Annotated in this window: 16 protein-coding genes and 1 pseudogene; all 17 read right to left on the bottom strand. The window is 46.2% G+C overall.

Translation table 11 applies throughout. The features are described from left to right. Positions 1-62 precede the first annotated feature (62 nt). Positions 63-1,742 carry an ArnT family glycosyltransferase gene (locus QFZ48_RS12345; protein ID WP_429042608.1) on the bottom strand — a complete coding sequence of 560 codons (1,680 nt, stop codon included), beginning with the start codon at positions 1,740-1,742 and terminating at the stop codon, positions 63-65. A gap of 40 nt (positions 1,743-1,782) precedes the next feature. Then, entirely contained in the window at positions 1,783-2,880 is a 1,098-nt protein-coding gene (nagA, locus tag QFZ48_RS12340; protein ID WP_429042611.1) for an N-acetylglucosamine-6-phosphate deacetylase, read from the bottom strand. Between the two features lie 21 nt (positions 2,881-2,901). Then, positions 2,902-3,291: a VOC family protein gene (locus QFZ48_RS12335; RefSeq protein WP_370908612.1), complete on the bottom strand. Its 390-nt coding sequence runs from the start codon at positions 3,289-3,291 to the stop codon at positions 2,902-2,904. A gap of 30 nt (positions 3,292-3,321) precedes the next feature. After that, a complete protein-coding gene (locus QFZ48_RS12330) occupies positions 3,322-4,125 on the bottom strand; it encodes an amidohydrolase (protein ID WP_429042613.1) in 804 nt (267 codons plus the stop codon). Positions 4,126-4,190: 65 nt separating this feature from the next. Then, complete coding sequence (locus QFZ48_RS12325; protein ID WP_429042615.1) at positions 4,191-4,649, bottom strand: regulatory protein RecX; 459 nt, start codon at positions 4,647-4,649, stop codon at positions 4,191-4,193. Between the two features lie 5 nt (positions 4,650-4,654). Next, the gene (locus QFZ48_RS12320; protein ID WP_429062459.1) at positions 4,655-6,982 is read right to left on the bottom strand and encodes an ATP-dependent helicase; all 2,328 of its coding nucleotides are present in this window, start codon (positions 6,980-6,982) and stop codon (positions 4,655-4,657) included. 292 nt (positions 6,983-7,274) lie between these two features. Next, on the bottom strand, positions 7,275-8,345 hold the full coding sequence (locus QFZ48_RS12315) for a fatty acid desaturase family protein (RefSeq protein ID WP_429062456.1): 1,071 nt from the start codon (positions 8,343-8,345) through the stop codon (positions 7,275-7,277). Positions 8,346-8,725: 380 nt separating this feature from the next. Continuing rightward, positions 8,726-9,226, bottom strand: a complete 501-nt coding sequence (locus QFZ48_RS12310; protein WP_079471211.1) for an RNA polymerase sigma factor — start codon at positions 9,224-9,226, stop codon at positions 8,726-8,728. A 285-nt stretch (positions 9,227-9,511) separates the two neighbouring features. Beyond that, a complete protein-coding gene (locus QFZ48_RS12305) occupies positions 9,512-10,048 on the bottom strand; it encodes an HdeD family acid-resistance protein (RefSeq protein ID WP_429062453.1) in 537 nt (178 codons plus the stop codon). 411 nt (positions 10,049-10,459) lie between these two features. After that, on the bottom strand, positions 10,460-11,971 hold the full coding sequence (locus tag QFZ48_RS12300) for a M28 family peptidase (RefSeq protein WP_429042625.1): 1,512 nt from the start codon (positions 11,969-11,971) through the stop codon (positions 10,460-10,462). A 128-nt stretch (positions 11,972-12,099) separates the two neighbouring features. Continuing rightward, positions 12,100-12,555, bottom strand: a complete 456-nt coding sequence (gene rpiB / locus QFZ48_RS12295) for a ribose 5-phosphate isomerase B (RefSeq protein WP_370908620.1) — start codon at positions 12,553-12,555, stop codon at positions 12,100-12,102. A gap of 30 nt (positions 12,556-12,585) precedes the next feature. Continuing rightward, positions 12,586-12,843, bottom strand: a complete 258-nt coding sequence (locus tag QFZ48_RS12290; RefSeq protein WP_429062450.1) for a twin-arginine translocase subunit TatC — start codon at positions 12,841-12,843, stop codon at positions 12,586-12,588. Positions 12,844-12,916: 73 nt separating this feature from the next. Beyond that, a pseudogene (gene tatC, locus QFZ48_RS12285) lies at positions 12,917-13,402 on the bottom strand (twin-arginine translocase subunit TatC); the annotation flags it as partial. Positions 13,403-14,063: 661 nt separating this feature from the next. After that, the gene (locus QFZ48_RS12280) at positions 14,064-15,335 is read right to left on the bottom strand and encodes a hemolysin family protein (RefSeq protein WP_370908622.1); all 1,272 of its coding nucleotides are present in this window, start codon (positions 15,333-15,335) and stop codon (positions 14,064-14,066) included. Positions 15,336-15,377: 42 nt separating this feature from the next. Then, positions 15,378-15,947 carry a guanylate kinase gene (gene gmk / locus QFZ48_RS12275; protein ID WP_370908623.1) on the bottom strand — a complete coding sequence of 190 codons (570 nt, stop codon included), beginning with the start codon at positions 15,945-15,947 and terminating at the stop codon, positions 15,378-15,380. Between the two features lie 100 nt (positions 15,948-16,047). Beyond that, entirely contained in the window at positions 16,048-17,358 is a 1,311-nt protein-coding gene (gene murA, locus QFZ48_RS12270) for a UDP-N-acetylglucosamine 1-carboxyvinyltransferase (protein WP_079471218.1), read from the bottom strand. Further along, on the bottom strand, positions 17,355-18,074 hold the full coding sequence (locus QFZ48_RS12265; RefSeq protein ID WP_429042627.1) for a DUF4290 domain-containing protein: 720 nt from the start codon (positions 18,072-18,074) through the stop codon (positions 17,355-17,357). The genes murA and QFZ48_RS12265 overlap by 4 nt, the downstream gene beginning before the upstream one ends. Positions 18,075-18,098: the final 24 nt, after the last annotated feature.

Genomic DNA, 18,098 nt, shown 5'->3' with positions numbered 1-18,098 from the left:
AAAATCAGCGTAATCCTGCTCCAAGACAATTTACAACCGCCGAAGGCGGTCCCTCCGCTGCATTACTTCTCAACAATCACGGGTATCACCGGGCTGTTGTGTGTGGGCGGCATGTCGCCGGCAAACACGGAGAACTTCAGCTGGTATTTGCCCGGTTTATCGGGCATCACCACTTCCAGGTTGATGAGGCGGCGCAGCACAGCCCGTTCCAGGGTCATGGAGGATTTCACCGGTGGCAGGGATTCGTCTTTGGCCATGAACCCGTAGCCCAGTACCGGTTCGTTGGTCCTGTCGAGCCGGATGGGCTGGTGGTAGCCATTGGTAGGTTGCAGGATCACATTTACATGTTCCCCACGTTTTGCCCGGATACTTTTTAGTGCGGGTTTCAACTGTATCAGTGAGTAAGAATAATAATCAGATTGAATGTAGTAGTCCCAGGTGCCATGAATAGTTTTAAGGCTATCTGTGATAGGGATTCCTGTGCCGGGATCAGATACCACCATTACGGGCTTACCCCATAGTTGTGTTTCAGTGTCCCAGAAATTATACTGGCTCCTGCGGGCATAGCGGCTGTTTAGGCTGTAGGAAAGCTGCCCGGTATAAAACATGTACTTCGACGGGCGCTGGTAGCTGTTCACAAAAACCACTGGTCTACCTTGTGCGCGGGCGGCTACCTGTGCCGTCCATTCCTTGTTATGATGGATTTCAGGTCTTATCTCCACTCCCGGCATAAAATCCCAGACCATGTATACCCGCACCACGAGTACCAGCAGCAACGTAACCGGCAAAGTATACAACAACCATTTCTGCGACCAGCCTTTCCGTACAATGGCCTGATGCGCTAGTATTACTACCGGGGTAAAGAGCATCACCGTCCAGTTGGCTTCCACCCTGCCTTTGAAGGTGCTGAGCAGGAAAAAGGACAATACGCCGATCACGCAAAATTTCAGGGCGCGTTCGAAGGAGTTGGTGATGGGGCTGCGGAAGGCATAATACAGTATAAGCCAGCCCAGTAAAGGACCGAATAATAAGAGTTGCCCGCCGAGATAATCGAGCGAGTAACTAATATCATAGGAAGATGCGTTCCTGTCTACCAGGTGATATTGCAGCGAAGGGAAACCGTGGGTATATTGCCAGTAAATATGCGGCAGGAACAACACCGTGGTGAGCACGCAGGCCACATAAAACTTGAATACTTTTAACAGGTTTACGTTGGATAAAACAGTGAAGAACACCAGCAGGATGCCGTGGTATTTACTGTAAAACATCAGTGTCATGGAAATGCCCAGCAGCAGGGTGTTTCTCCAGGTTTGCTCATTTACAAAATTGCGGTATACCCAGAAAAATACTGCGGCAAAAAAGATCAGGGGAACATCCGGCACTGCCAGTATGCCGCCGATCTGCATGGCGCCCATAGATCCGATGAGCAGGTAAAAGAGTTTATTGTCTTTTGAAGCAATCAGTTTGGCGGTAATCCAGAGGGTGAGTGTGTTTACCACAACAATGAGCAGCCTCACTCCCAGTTCATTATGAAAGATCCCGTACCCGATTTTGATCAGCAGCGCAATCATAGGCGGATGATCAAAGTAGCCCCAGTCCATGTGGCGTGAATACACCCAGTAATAGGCTTCATCATCCCACAGCTCAGAAAAGCAGGCCTGTAACAGGCCCAGTACCAGCCAGGAGAGCAGGAACAAATTTTTATACCGGTCTTTTTTCAGAAAGCGAGTTAGTGCGCTCATGCGGATATACAGTATTATTAATCCTGCGAAGATAGGGCTATTAACAGTATACTGTAGTTTCCCAGTTAGAGTCGATGGCTACCAATGCCGCGTCATAGCCTACCGCAATACGGCCCAATGCTTGTTCACGGCCAATTGCGCGGGCCGGATACAGTGATGCCATGCGTAAAGCTTCCTCCAGCGGAATGCCCACCTGTTCCACACAATTGCGGACAGCTTTGGTCATGGTGAGCCGTGAGCCGGACAAAACACCCGAGGCGCTTACATAGCGATCCGTCTCCTTAATATATACATACCCGCCTTCTTTATTCTCCTCCACTGCATCTGTAATCAGGAACAGGCGTTCTTTCATGATCTTTTTGCTGATCCTGATGGAGGCAAAGTCCACATGCACACCGTCTGCGACGATGCTGGCGGATACCTGCGGGTGATCATAAATGGCGCCCACCAGGCCGGGAGCACGGCTTTCCAGCGGCGACATGGCATTAAAAAGATGCGTAGCATGATGAATACCGCTGTCAAACGACGTATAGGCCTGCACGTAAGTAGCGTTACTATGCCCGGCAAATATCACGATACCGGCTGCCTCCAGCTGCCTTACCAGTTCGGGATCACAGCATTCCGGCGCCAGGGTCATGATCTTCACCACATCACGGCCGTTTTCCAGGATCCAGTTAATATCTTCCTGGGTAGGGGAATGAATATATTGTTCGAGGTGCGCGCCTTTTTTCTTCGGGTTGATAAAAGGCCCTTCCAGGTGCAGTCCCAGCACGCCTTGCCCGCCCTGCTCCCAATACGCCTTCACTGCATTCATGGCCTCCAGCATAATTTCGGGGCTGATGGTTGCCACGGTGGGCATGATCCAGGCGGCGCCGCCACCTTTGCTGTAAGCCACAGTGGCCGCCAGGGAGGTAACCGAAGGATACATGGAAAACACGTGGCTGTTGCCTCCGTAGATCTGCAGATCTATAAAAGCCGGAGCCAGCAGGCCTCCTTTCAGGTCTGTTTCGCTGCCGGTTGTTTTCCATTCTGAAGCAGGAACAATGCTGGTAATTTTCCCTCCTTGTGTAATCACTGCATGATCATCCAATATCTCTTCCCCGGTAAAGATCCGGGCATTGATGTAGGCAACAGACATAGCAATAAAATTTTACGGGTGTTAAATGACTTCGTATAACTCTAAAGGCAAACCGTCGGGGTCTGCAAAAAAGGTGAATCGTTGTTGGGTATGCGGATCAATGCGTAGTGGTTCGGTAGTCACGCCTTTCTGCTGCAGTTGTGCAACGGCGGCTTCGATGTCGGCCACTGCGAAAGCGAGGTGGCGAAGCCCGCATGCCTCCGGGTGGCTTGGCCGTGGCGGCGGGTCCGGGAAAGAAAACAGCTCAATAATGTACTGGTTGCCCAGTGCCAGGTCCAGCTTCCAGGAATCCCGTTCTTCCCGGTATACTTCGCGTATTACCTGCAGGCCCAGCACATCGGTATAAAATGTTTTACTCCGGGAGTAATCTGCACAAATAACCGCGATGTGATGGACTGCCTGTAACAACATATAAAAATATCTTTAGTTAGAACGTTGCTATTATCCTTTTGGGAGAATAGTAAATGCGTCGGCATCTTTCAGGAAAGGAATGTTCTTCCTCACTTCTTCCAGCCGCTCACGTTTAAGGGTATACGTAAATATGTCTTCATCGTGCGATTTGCGGTAAATGATTTCTCCCATTGGATCAATCAAACTGGTTTCCCCGCTGTGATAAATATTGTTGCCGTCGTTGCCTACCCGGTTTACACCGATGGCAAAAGCCTGGTTTTCAATAGCGCGGGCCTGCAACAGGGTAGTCCAGGCAGTTTTACGTCTTTCCGGCCAGTTGGCTACATACACCAGCAGATCGTAAGCTGGTTCGTTAGTATCCGGCTGGATGGTATTGCGCGACCATACCGGGAAACGCATATCAAAACAGATGTTCAGATTTATTTTCCAGCCCTTCACCTGCGCAATAAGGCGCTTATCTCCGGGCGTGTAGTGTTCGTGTTCACCTGCATAACCAAACAGGTGGCGCTTATCATAAGTGCCGTAAGTGCCATTGGGCAGCATCCAGACCAGGCGGTTCAGATACTCTCCGTTTTCCTCGATAATCAGGCTGCCGGTGATGATGATATTCTTCTCCGCCGCCTTCTTCTTCATCCACTGTACCGCGGTTCCATCCATTGTTTCAGCCAGCTGCGCTGACTGCATACTGAAGCCGGTGCTGAACATTTCGGGTAAAAATACCACTTCGGTCCTCTCCTTTATGCTGTTGATTTTCTCATCAAACATACGCAGGTTGGCTTCCTTGTCTTCCCAATGCAATTGGGCTTGTATGAGTGTTACTATCAGATCTGACATTATCGGTTATTGTGATCACAAAATTACGGCCTGACGGGTTAGAAACTTTTCAAATTATTGCCCGCTTAAGCCTCGTTCTTTGCAATTTGTTCAAGTGCTTCGTTGATGAGGTCTGGTTCAAAACCTCTTTGAAGAAGATATTGCATGGCCTTATACCTGCGCTTCATGGCTGTTTCTCCTTTAAGCGACTGGTATTTTTTCTCTGCCAGCTTGTGGAGTACTGCGATGTAATCATCGTCATCAATTTCCTCCATTCCTTTTTTGATGCAGTAGGCAGATACCTGTTTCTGCTTCAGCTCCATCATAATTTTTTTGCGCCCCCATTGCTTGATCCGGAATTTGCCGCCGGCGTAGGCTTTGGCAAACCTTTCCTCGTTGAGAAAATTTTCAGCGATGAGCTCAGCAATGGCTTCGTCTACTTCCTCTCCCCTCAGGCCCAGCTCCAGGCATTTGTATTTTGTTTCCTGGTGGCTCCGTTCCTGGTAGGCACAAAACTGCCGGAGTTTTAACATCGCGGTTTTCATGTCCGTTATCTTACTATTCTCAGCTTGGCGTAGTTCAGCATAATTTTCTTTTCACCGCCGCCTTTAGGGAAGTTGATGGTAGCAATCCTGTTGTTAGGCGCTCCTTCCATTGCTGCGATGATACCAAATCCAAATTTCTGATGCTCTACCTGCATGCCGGGCTCCATGCCGGCCGGATCGTCCGGGGCAAAATCAGCGGAAGGTACGTGGGTAGTGGCGGGAGAAAAGGTGGGTTTGGCAGCGGGCTTCTGTGCCACCGGCTGCGACGGTTGCGACGGCGCCTTTTTCCGGTCGAACATATTATTGCTGTTGCTCCATCCGGAGGTGCTGCCACTGCCGAAAGCGTTGCGTACGCTGCCTCCGCCGGCATAGCTGCGGTCAATGAATTTCTCCGGCATTTCTTCAAGGAACCGGCTCGGTTCATTCTGCACCAGGTTACCAAAGCGGTAACGGCTGTTGGCGTATGTGAGCCATAAGCGTGCCTTTGCGCGGGTAATGGCTACATAAAACAGTCTTCTTTCCTCTTCCAGTTCTTCCCGGGTGTTGATAGACATGCCACTGGGGAACAATGTTTCTTCCAGCCCCACGGTGAATACCACCGGGAATTCCAGTCCTTTTGCGGCGTGGATGGTCATCAGTTTCACCACATCGCTGTTTTCATCGCTGCCCTGGTCGGCATCTGTGAGGAGGGTGATTTGCTGAAGATAAGAACCCATGCTTTTATCAAGCAGTTCTCCTTCTTCATCGGGGGTTTCTGTAAACTCTTTGATGGAGTTTAAGAGTTCCTGCACGTTTTCATAACGGGCAAGCCCCTCCGTAGTTTTATCGTTAAACAGTTCTTTTACAATGTTGGTAGATTTACCCACCGCAACAGCCACATCATAGGCGTTGTGCGAGGTGAGCATTGCCTGGAAGCTTTTGATCATGATCACAAATGCTTCTATGGCTTCTACGGTACCGCCTTTAAAGCCGAACTCCCTGGCCCTTTCCAGTACTTCCCACATGGTGATATTGTGTTCATTGCTGAGCACAATGGTTTTTTCGATGGTGGTTTTACCAATACCGCGAACGGGGTAATTGATGATCCTTTTCAGGCTTTCTTCATCGCGGGTATTCATGGTAATGCGCAGGTAAGCCACGTAGTCTTTGATTTCCTTACGCTGGTAGAAAGACAGGCCCCCAAAGATGCGGTATGGAATGGCTTTACGGCGAAGGCTTTCTTCAAAGGAGCGGCTCTGGGCGTTGGTGCGGTACAGGATAACGAAGTCGCGGTTATCATAATGATTCCGCAGTTTCTGTTCCGAAATAGTATCCGCAACAAATTTACCTTCTTCGTTGTCGGTCATGGTGCGTACCAGTTTGATGGTATCGCCTTCGGTGTTATCTGTCCAGAGGTTTTTTTCTATCTGTCCTTTGTTATGTGCAATTACTTCATTGGCTACATTGAGGATGGACTTGGTACTGCGGTAGTTTTGTTCCAGTTTTACCACTTTCACATCATCATAATCCTTTTCAAACTGGAGGATATTTTCGATGGTAGCGCCGCGGAAGGAATAGATACTCTGGGCATCATCTCCCACTACGCAAATATTTTCATTAACAGCGCCGAGTAATTTGATGATTTCGTACTGGGCAGGGTTGGTATCCTGGTACTCATCGATCATGATGTATTTGAACTTGTGCTGGTATTTATGCAGTACTTCCGGGAATGTTTTGAGGAGGATATACATTTTAAACAACAGGTCGTCGAAGTCCATTGCGCCGTTTTTAAACGTGCGTTTGGCGTACATGTCGTAAATTTTGCCGATCAGCGGCCTGTTGGCGCGCATATCTTCCTGTTGTACCAGGTTATCCAACTGGTATTCGTCCGGTCCCATGAGGCTGTTTTTGGCAGCTGAGATGCGGTTATAAACGAAGTTGGGCTTATAGTGTTTATCATCGAGATTCAGCTCGTTGATAATGGTTTTGATAACGCTTTTGGCGTCGTCGGTATCGTAGATGGTAAAGTCGTTGGGATAGCCGAGCCGGTGTGCTTCTGCACGCAGGAGGCGGGCAAATACGGAGTGGAAGGTACCGATGTAAAGGTTACGGGCTTCGCTGCCGCCGAGGATCTTTTCCACACGTTCCTTCATTTCCCGGGCAGCCTTATTGGTAAAGGTGAGGGATAAAATATTAAACGCATCCACGCCATTCCGCATCAGGTGTGCGATACGGGTGGTGAGCACCTTCGTTTTTCCCGAACCGGCGCCCGCTACAATCATCAAAGGGCCGTTGATATGTATTACTGCTTCCCGCTGTTGTTCGTTAAGCTCGTCTAAATAATTTGCCTTCATCACGACTGCTGTTTATATTTTATATGTAGAAAAGATATAGTATTTCTGAAGGGTGTAAAAGTACGAAAAAGGCGGAGAATAGAATCGCCTCCGGTGATGCGTATTTTGTCTTTCTCGCTGATTACGCTGATTATACTGATTAGTTTGATTTTATCTTTTGGATTTTATAAAGGATTAAGGGAGATAGAAGCGGATAATTCGCTTTTATCTCCCTTAATTATATTAATCAAAAAAAATCAGAAAGTAAAAATCAGTATAATCAGCGTAATCAGCGGGAAAGACAAAATCCGCGCTATGGTTTCGCTCCGAGCGCTTTCATGAAGCGGAAGTGCGATACTATTGCTCCCTGCATAGTAGGGATGGAATTGTAAGTAAGGTTATGTTCTGCGCATTTGGCGGCCACAATCTTGCTGAGGGCCGGGTAATGCACATGGCTGATCCTTGGGAACAGGTGATGTTCTACCTGGTAATTCAGACCACCTACAAACCAGGAAATGACTTTATGCCCCGGTGCGAAGTTGGCGGTGGTTTTGATCTGGTGAATAGCCCATTCGTTTTCGATCAGTTTGGCATCCTCGCCTACTGCTTCAAATTCGGTTTCTTCTACTACGTGAGCCAGTTGGAATACGATGGCGAGGGTGAAGCCCATTACCACGTGCATTACGGCGAAGCCGATGGCCCAGGCCTGCCAGCCTACCAATACGATGGGTAAAGCGATATAAAACGCCAGGTATAATACCTTGCTTCCCCAGAACACCATGTGATCGGTTAATTTCATGGGTTGCAGCGGGGTAGTATATACTTTCCGGCTCAGGTATTTCACAAAATCCATGATAAATACCCATGCGAAAGAAGAGATAGCGTATACCAGTACTACGTAAATGTGCTGGATCCGGTGCATGGGCACCCATTTCTGGGAGCTGCACTGTCTCATGAGCGGGCTTTTGGCGATATCGTCATCCAGGCCGTCTACGTTGGTGTAAGTATGGTGAATGATATTGTGTTTCTGTTTCCAGATGAAAGCGTTGCCGCCCAATGCGTTAAGGGTAAGACCAAGGGTATCGTTTACTTTGCTGTTGGTAGAATAACTGCCATGACATGCGTCATGCATTACATTAAACCCGATACTTGCCAGTACAAACCCCAGCAAAGCGCATAAAGTTACCGAGAGCATGGCCGGCATCGATATAAATAATACCGAAAGGTACAGCCCCACCGCCACCGGAATAAGGACAGCGGTTTTTATATATAGTTTCCAGTTACCTGTTTTCTGAATGTTGTTTGATTTAAAATAGTCCTCTACAGCGGATTTGAGTGCTGGAAAGAATAAGGCATTCTTGTTGTTGAAAGTTACTTTAGGCATAAAAAAATAAGCATTGTTGTTGCCGGGCGTACAGTTTAGTTGTAGAGAAACCGGAAAAAAATTGAAAAGTCTACGCTAATAAACGGCTTTTAAACCGGTTTTTATATATTTCCCCCGATAATAAATGGTTATTTAACAAAGATTTGTGCTTATAGAGGGGATTAGAAGCAGCGGGATGACAATCGGAGGAAAAATGGGGATAACAGAAGTTCACAAACAGGTATACAGCAATAACCGGTTATCTGCCGGAGCAGACAATAAAACACACAAACAACAACACCTGCTACGAGGTATTAGCAGCGTCTTCAATGGTCACACTGAGGGTTTGCAGACTTCTGTTATCCAGAGTCTGATGATACTATTGTAAGATTAACGAGCGGCTAATGCCTTGTGATACGCGTCTTCAGCATTTTCCGGGCAAAGTGGATACGGCTTTTTACCGTACCCAATGGTTCATTGAGTATAGCTGCAATTTCATAATACTTATAGCCTTCAAAATACAACAGGAATGGTTGCTTAAAAATAACCGGCAGATTATACACTGCCATCTGCACGTCTTTCACCCGCAGGTCTGATTCTGCAAAGTTTCCGATGGCAGAAGGCTGGTGGCTCAACAGGTAATCTCCTACTGCATTATCCAGCAACCGGTATTGGCGGTTACCGCGACGATAGTTATTAATGAAGATATTTCTCATGATCGTATATAGCCAGGCGCGGATGTTAGTGCCGGCGAGATATTTATCACGATTAGACAGTGCTCTGAATAAGGTTTCCTGGTAAAGATCTTTTGCGGATTCAGAGTCTTTAGTCAATGTTACAGCATATGGCCGCAGGAAATCGGCATTTCCGAGTAATAAGTTATTAAATTCGGTGGATGACATAACGGTTAACTTTAAAGTATTCACAATTAGCTAGAACAACAGCCTGTAAATGGGCCGGGAGAAATAGCATCTGGGGTACCGCGGGTCTCCTTCCGGCGGATACTGCCGGCACCTGCCACGCTAATTTAAAAGAGAGGTATCAACACCCTGATAAACGGCAGCAACAGGTGCCCTAGTCAGGTGTTGTGACAATCATAAAGAACGGTTTTAGTTAAAGAATAAGCTTGCATAATGGGGTGCTTTAAAAAATAGTAAATCAGGGTATTGTATCCTTCAATTATATAGCTATCGTTTAATGCTTCGCAGTCTGAATGATAGTAAAATGAGCATGATTCCTGTGAAAATTGCGTATATCCCAAAGATCCAGGTAAGTGTAACGGCGGCAGCCACGGGGTTTGCGACGAGGAGAATTCCAAAGATAATGGTCAGCAAACCGCCCGCAATATACCAGCCCTCACCTGTTATCACTTTCCTTAACCTGATGGCAATGATCAGCTCAAACAGGCCTGCCAGCGCAGCCCAGAAAGCAACCAGGTAAATGAGTGCAGCGCCGGTAGCAAAAGGATTGTAAAAAGTGAGGATACCTAATATAACGCCCAGCAGGCCCGAAAGCAGGAAAATACCCCAGTTCTCGTTCGTTTTTCTGGCTGCTATTGCACCTGCCACAGCAAAAAGGCCGGCAATAAAAAGATATGCGCCTAAGAAAACGATCAATGTGGTAAAAGTAACACCAGGCCAACCTACGGCCAGTACTCCCAATACGAGGGCGAAAGTTCCTCTTAATAAAAAGAGCCACCAGTAAGCGTTATAAAAATCAGGCATGCATTCTCAGTTTTAGGTTTCCACTACGAGTGCTGTATTATGGCAGGGTGTACCATTGCGCGCTATGAGCATTTCCGTTTCTCAACATTCTGAACAACCAGGATTATTAGCTACAAATACTTCAATGCATTAACTAGGTGTTTCCGTCGTAAACAATCAGGGGCACAAGGGTGCTCGCCTTGTGGGATAGCATTTTATCTAAAACAGAAAAAGGTGGCAGGTGTTTCCATACTGGTAAGTTTATATGGTAAATAATCGCCTCAACTACTTGTAACTTGATTCACCTGTTCATTTTTTTTAAAAAGAGACTCTATACACAATTTAAAAAAATTTGTTAAAAAAAACAAAAAGGATTTAGCCGGTACATCCATACCGGAATCAGGGATTTTTTGGAAGATTTAAGCTTATTGGTTATTTTTCGTGCCGGTCAACCACCAGTTTCTGCTCGCGGTTGGCAATTTCCCAGGCGGTGTAGAAAACCAGGCGGGCTCTTTTCGCCAGGAGGTCGTAGCTGATCTTCTCTACAGTATCTGTTGGGGCATGATAATCAGCATGTGTGCCATTAAAATAAAAAATGATGGGAATGCCATGTTGTGCAAACATATAGTGATCTGAGCGGTAGTAGAATCCTTCCGGATCGTTGGGATCGTTATATTTATAGTCCAGTTTAAGATGAGTATAGGTGTCATTGGCTTTCTCATTAACCGGCCGCAATTCAGAGCTGAGTTTGTTATCGCCGATTATATACACATAATTGGTATCCTTTTCATGTGCAGGATCAATGCGTCCTATCATGTCAATGTTCAGATCGGTTACGGTGTTGGCCAACGGGTAAACAGGATGCTCGGTATAATATTGGGAGCCCAGCAATCCCTTTTCTTCGCCAGACACGGTCATAAATACCATACTTCTCCGCGGACCGTTGCCGGCTTTTTTGGCGCGTGCAAAAGCAGCAGCAATTTCTATCACAGCGCTGGTACCTGATCCGTCGTCGTCTGCGCCATAAAAAATTTCGTCGTCTTTTTTACCAAGATGATCATAGTGGGCAGTCACAAAAACAACTTCCTCTTTTTTATCGGTGCCTTCCAGGTAAGCCAGTACATTGGAGGGTTGCAAAACGGTAGCTGCTTTATCAAAAACAAGATGAACCGGTATTTGCGTAACCGGCGATGGCTTCCAGCCCCTGTTTATTTCTTCGAGGAGATTATCGCCTTTATCGGTACGGAGTATATCGGCGGCCAGAGCCGGGGTGATATAATAAATATTTGGATTCCAGGAGGTATCTTTTTGCCAGTAAAGTCCGGTGGTATGGAGCTTTTTCTGCTCCAGGGAGCGGTATCTGCCGGCAGCGGGGCTGATGATCAGTAAGGCAGCCACGCCTTTATTTTTCGCGGTGCTGATCCTCTCGTCGAGGCTGCGGCGGTCCCGTTGCAATCCTTTCCTGACATCATCCCTGATCATCACTACCTGGCCTTTTACGTCCATGTTTTCATAATCATTGTGATCTGCCGTAACTACACCTGCATCTGCATAAAATACGCGGGATACGCGTAGATCCTGTTTGTTGCCGGAGCGGAGATCCGCGAGAAAGTCCTGTGCAAATAAATATGTTTTATTACCTACGGTGATAGTGCTTTTGAGCAAACTATCTGAATAGATGGGATAATATTGTTCCCATTTCCCATGGGCGCCGGGCTGAAGTCCTGCGGCTGAGAACTGGCTGATGATATAGGCCGCAGCCCTCTCCTGTCCTCTTGTGGCGGTTTCCCTTCCTTCCATTTCCGGGCCTGCTATAATGTGCAGTTGCCGGCTAAGACCGGCGGCGGTAATGGTTTCACCATATTCTGCAGCCACCCCGTTATTGGTTTGTGCCTGCGCAATATTCATCAGCAACAGTAAGGCGACAGCAAACAGAACTCTCATGGAGTAATTTTTTATAGTCAGATTCACATGAATATTAAATAAAAAGAGCCGGTTGGAAGCCGGCTCTTTAATATTACTACAATTTCGTGTATTCGTTACAGTAAAAAATGATATATGGCTTTAAACCGTTACAGGCAAACCATTTTACGTACGCGGTCCTGGTGGCGGCCACCTTCAAACGGCGTACCCATAAACACTTCCACCATTTGATTGGCTGCAGGAATATCCACAAAACGGGCAGGGATACACAACACATTTGCGTTGTTGTGTGAACGTGCCAACCGGGCCAGTTCTTCTCCCCAGCAGATGGCAGCACGGATACCCTGGTGTTTGTTGGCGGTAATAGCCACCCCGTTGGCGCTGCCGCAAATAAGAATACCGAAGGCCGCTTGTTCCCTTTCTACTGCTGTAGACACCGGGTGCGCATAATCAGGATAATCCACAGAATCTTTCGAGTGGGTGCCGTAATCCTTTACCTGCAGGCCTTTCGACTCCAGGAAAGAAATTACTTCTTCTTTATATTCATATCCTGCATGATCAGAACCGATAGCCACGGGCAATGTCAGGTTAAATATATTTTCCATTTTCAATATCTTATTAACTGTTAGAGATAATTAAGACCACTCTTCCACATCTGTTTTAGCCATCTTGTCTTCACGATCTTTCAGCGCCTTTTTCGATATAAAGATACTGATTTCATACAGACAGTATAAGGGTACAAATACGATCAGCTGATCTATCAGATCCGGCGGCGTAATTACTGCAGCCAGGATCAGGATCACCACGATGGCATGACGCCTGTAAGCTTTGAGGAAATCCGGTGTGAGGATGCCCAGTTTGGTGAGGAAAAATACGAGGATAGGCCAATTCAAAGAGGATCCCCATACCCAGTACGATCTGTGTCATCAGATCAAAGTAATCATCTATAAAAAACTGGTTTACAGCTTTTGCCGTAACCGTATAGGAAGCGAGGAAGTTGATGGTGAAGGGCGCCATCAGGAAATAGGCGAATCCGATACCGAGGAAAAACTGAAAAGATACCCAGAAGATCACGCCTCTTGCTCCTTTCAGTTCTCTTTCTTTCAGCGCTGGTTTTACGAAGCGCCAGAACTCCCAGAAAATGTACGGAAAGGCGCAAATAAAGCCGATCATGAACGCCAGTTTAAATTGCAGCATAATCTGCCCCACCATCTTATAATTCAAAAACTGGACCTTTACAGGCGTAATACAGAGCCGGTCGCCCATGCCTATCCAATGGCTGATTTTACATAGTATCACGTAAGAAGGGAAGTCGGCGTTGGTAGGTCCAAAAATTACGTTGTCCAGAATTTCCTCTGTATATAAAAAGCCGAATACGCTGAATGCAACAAGTGCCAGGGCCGATCTGACAAGGTGCCACCGGAGATCTTCGAGGTGGTCGAAAAAAGACATCTCTGCCTTATCCTCATTGCTTGCGAATAATTTCTTTAACATACTTTATACGGTCGAACGATGTTGAATACAGTTTCTTATTAAGGATCACAAATATAGCTGTTGCATACTACAAATTACAGTGTGCAGCCATAAAGTGCCCTATTTTAATATTGCTTTAATCGAAGGTGGTGACTATGCCAATGGCATGTACGTAAAAAGAAAAAATCAGGAAGAAGAAAAAGAAGAAAAGCGTAGGAGCAGTTGGGAGAAAAAAAAGAGCCAGCCCGAGAAGAATCAAGAGCCGGCCTTTCATCCATTGTTTGTTAACCCCAAAAAAGTTGAATTCGAGAATGTCTTTAGCTTCCAGTTATGCTACTTACCTAATTGATGGCAAGCGTTCAGAATAAGTAAGAATCCCTGGTTGCGTTTTATATTGTAATACAAAAATAACAAGAATTATTTTATTATCAATGTTGGAACACTTTTTTTACAACCTTTTAACAAAAATCAAATCATTGTGTTACATCATCTGGAGCAAATGTATACAATCCGTGTTAAATTCCTACTACTTTTTTTAAAAACGTTTTAGCAAAATTGTTATTGTATCGTTAACCATTACATTACGGAAATAATTATATCATATTAATATCAGATAAGTCAACCGATTTAACGGTAACCCTTATACTAACATCTTCATCTTCACCATTTCGATCCTGGTATCCGTAACATTCAGAATATCAAACTCATAATCATCGATTATAATGCGTTCCTTGATCTTTGGAATGGTTTCGTGATGGTTGATAATGTATCCGGACAATGTTTCACTTTCATCTTCCGGAAAGTCCAGTCCATATCTCTCATTCAAGTAATCAAGCTCTAATCTTCCGGAAAAAATATATTCTTTTTCAGCGATCTGCTTTTCTACAAATTCTTCTTCATCGTGTTCATCCTTGATTTCTCCGAAAATTTCTTCCAGTACATCTTCAATGGTTACGATACCTGCCGTTCCTCCGAACTCATCTACTACCCAGGCAATACTCTTACGTTCTTTGTTGAACTTACTGAGCAGGTCAATAGCGCTCATTGTTTCCGGTACCGCCAATATGGGATGAATGATGCTTTTAATATCAGGCGGGCTCTTAAACATATCCAACTGGTGGATGTAGCCCAGGATGTTATCAATGGAACCTTCGTAAATAATGATCTTAGATAGTTTGGTGTCCATAAATTTACTCCGGGCATCACTGAGTGGCCGGTGTATTTCGAGCGCTTCTATTTCCTTGCGGGGAATCAGGCAGCCACGGATTTTTACATGTGCAAGTGACAAAGCATTTTCAAACAGCTCTGTATTCAGCTCCTGGTTATTTTCCCCGAAGTGCTGTTGCGACTGCCGGATAAAATGTTCTACATCCACGCGGGTGAAGGATTCACCATTTTCCACGATACGGACGTTGAACAAATATTTCAGCATCCATTCGGAGATCGAAGCGAGTACATTACCGATCACATACAATGGTTTGGCCACTAAGGAAACGGGCAGTGCAAAGAAACTGAGCAGTGCTTCGGGTCTTGACCGGAAAATTGCCCGTGGAATAAAAAAGCCAAGGAATAATACCAGCAGGGTGGCCAGTATTATTTCAACGAAAATAATAAAGGGTTGAATGCTGGCGGAATCAGGCGTCCGCATAATAGTGTCCAGCGCCGGCTGAAATACGCCTGCCACGAGGATCCCATAAACAACTATGGTGATCGTGAATCCTACCAGGCTGGTAGCCAGGAAGCGACTGGGGTTTTCATTCAGACTGGCCAGTATTTTGCCAGTAGCCCTGCCTTGCTTTTTTTTGAGCTCAATGCTAAGTTTGTTAACATTGGCAAAGGCAGCTTCGATACCTGAAAAGAAGCCTGCCAGCAATACCAGGAAAACCAAAATAATTATTGTGTATCCGTCCATCCTAACAAAAATAACGAATTAGGAAAACCAACGATCACGTCGCTATTTTATATTTAAAAAATCTGTCACCAGTTTTTTTACTTCTTCATAGGCGTGCTCCAGTTCGTCGTTCACCACAATCTGGTCAAATTCATGGGAAAACGACAGCTCATAGCGTGCTTTGGCGAGCCGTTCGTCCAGTGAGGACTGTGATTCCGTTCCTCTTTCACTGAGCCGGACGCGCAAGGCATCTAACGAGGGGGGCTGTATGAAAATAGTGAGTGCGTTGTCGTGATATTTTTCTTTGATAGATAATGCGCCCTTTACATCGATGTCCACCATCGGGATCTGGTTGTTGTTCCAGATACGCTCCAGTTCACTTTTCAGGGTTCCGTAATATTTACCGGCATACACCATTTCATATTCTGCGAAGGCGTTTTCTTCAATCCGCTGATGAAATTCATCGGAGGACAGGAAGTAGTAGTCCTTTCCGTGTACTTCGCTGGCACGCGGGGTGCGGGTGCTGGCGGAAATAGAAAAGGACAGTACCGGCATGTTAGCCAGCAGTTTTTTCACGATGGTGGTTTTACCGGCGCCTGAAGGAGCGGTAACGATGATGATCTTTCTTTCCATTATTAATTACAATCAAGGTAGCGGTTACTTCAAATGCAAAACCCAAAAACCAGTAAAATGTTTTGCTGGTATTTGGGTTTGATGAAGTATCAACAACTGTTTATACTCTCTTTATGTCTGCTCCCAGCTTTCTCAACCTTTCGTCGATGTATTGGTAGCCACGGTCTATCTGGTCAATGTTCTGAATGGTGCTCTTTCCTTCTGCGCTGAGTGCAGCGATCAGCAGGGATACCCCGGCGCGGATATCGGGAGATGACATGGTGATTCCGCGCAGGTTGTGCTGGCGGCCCAAACCGATTACCACTGCACGGTGCGGATCGCATAATACGATCTGTGCGCCCATGTCTATCAGTTTATCCACGAAAAACAGGCGGCTTTCAAACATCTTCTGATGGATCATCACGCTGCCTTTTGCCTGTGTAGCAACTACCAGCACAATACTGAGCAGGTCCGGCGTAAACCCCGGCCAGGGATGATCAGAAATGGTAAGAATGGAGCCATCGAGAAATGTCTGGATTTCGTAGGAGTCCTGCGAAGGAATATAAATATCGTTTCCCCTGATTTCCAGTTGGATACCTAACTGACGGAATTTTTCCGGGATGATACCCAGGTTATCTACACCTGCATTCTTAATAGTGATTTCGCTTTGCGTCATGGCGGCCAGGCCAATGAAGGAGCCTATTTCGATCATATCCGGGAGCATGCTGTGTTCGCAGCCGCCAAGATATTTCACGCCTTCAATGGTGAGGAGGTTGGAGCCTACTCCGCTGATGCGGGCGCCCATGCGGTTCAGCATTTTACACAGCTGCTGGAGATATGGTTCACAGGCAGCGTTGTAAATAGTGGTGGTTCCTTCGGCCATTACCGCTGCCATTACAATATTGGCAGTACCGGTAACGCTTGGCTCATCCAGCAGCATATAAGTGCCTTTGAGCCCTCCGGAAGATTCCAGGCGGAAGTAGTTATCATCCGCATCATATACAAACCTGGCTCCCAGTTTCTCGAACCCGATGATATGGGTATCCAGTCTGCGGCGGCCTATTTTATCACCACCGGGTTTTGGGATGAAGGCGCGTCCGAACCTTGCCAGCAGCGGACCTGCAATCATCACCGAGCCACGGAGACGGCCGGATTTCTTTTTAAACTCAGGGCTTTCCAGGTATTTCAGGTCTACTGCATCTGCCTGAAACTCGCAGGTATCCCTGCTAATACGATTCAATTTTACGCCAGCATCTCCTAACAGCTCTATCAGCAGATTTACATCTACTATATCCGGAATATTGGTGATAGTAACCTTTTCGGGGGTTAGCATCACAGCACTGATGATTTGTAAAGCTTCGTTTTTGGCACCCTGGGGTATAATTTCTCCCTTTAAGCGGTTGCCGCCTCTTACTTCAAAAGCACTACTCACTTGTTCCTGTTTTTGTTGTATTTGTTATTGTGCTTATTGTTATTATCCCGGCTTTTGCTGCCGCCACTGCCGCTATTGCTGCTTTTGAACTTGTTTTGCTGGAAGTTTTTGCGTTTACTGGAGCGGAACTGGTCGGCTGCGCCTGCTACGTTGCCGCTTGGTACAAAGCTTACAGGGGCTGGAATATGGGCAGTATGGCCCGGGTGGAATTCCAGCTGGTTGTCTGTAATAGCCAGTAATTCTGCCTTGATGGCATCATCGTGTACACTTTCCTTGTGCCAGTTACTGTAGGCCAGTTTCATATAGTTACCGATGCATTGGGTAAATCCTTCCTTTTTTTCGGGATTATCTTCGTGTACGGCTTTGTCAATGATCATTTCCAGGTTTTTACCGAAGTGACGGTTCCTGGGATATTTTTTTGGATAAGGAAGTCTGTCGGGTTTGGCCCTGAGCTTTTCAATAGTGGGGATTGGATAGGGTGATTCCACCTTCAGGTTAAAGCCGGAGATATTAAAAATATGATCCCATAATTTATGCCTGAAGTCTTCCACATTGCGTAAATGCGGGTTCAGCGTACCCATCAGCTCTATTACAGCCATAGCATTACGCTGGCGCTCTTCGTCGTCTTCTATGGTTACCAGGTACTCCACCATTTTCTGGATATTCCTGCCATATTCCTTCATTATCAGGTAATTGCGCGTGGTATTGTATTCCATTACTAGTATTTAAAAAAACATGAT

It is taken from the genome of Chitinophaga sp. W2I13 (genome assembly GCF_050434005.1).
Lineage (GTDB): Bacteria > Bacteroidota > Bacteroidia > Chitinophagales > Chitinophagaceae > Chitinophaga.
This window is presented reverse-complemented; position numbering and strand designations above follow the sequence as displayed.